This is a genomic window from Tetzosporium hominis, from assembly GCF_002265435.1.
Classification (GTDB): Bacteria; Bacillota; Bacilli; order Bacillales_A; family Planococcaceae; genus Chryseomicrobium; species Chryseomicrobium hominis.
The window spans coordinates 1-238 of sequence record NZ_NOKQ01000037.1; the positions used below are offsets into that span (position 1 = coordinate 1).

Below are 238 nucleotides of genomic sequence, written 5' to 3' on the forward strand. Positions count from 1 at the left end.
ACCCAACGGCCAACCTTTAACGCAGATACCAAGGATGGCATCACAAAAGACTTTGTCTGGCGTGATATCCTCTATCAAAGTAACTACGAGCCAGGATCGACCATGAAGGTGATGATGTTGGCCTCAGCCATTGATAACAATACCTTCCCTGGTGGCGAATACTTTAACAGCAGTGAATTGAAAATAGCAGATGCGACCATTCGAGACTGGGACGTCAATGAAGGATTGACTAGTGGTG

The 238-nt window shown here is 46.2% G+C and carries 1 protein-coding gene; it reads left to right on the forward strand.

The genetic code is table 11. The features are described 5' to 3' along the window. A partial coding sequence (locus CF394_RS00115) for a penicillin-binding transpeptidase domain-containing protein (RefSeq protein ID WP_279327629.1) occupies nt 1–238 on the forward strand: 238 nt, incomplete at both ends.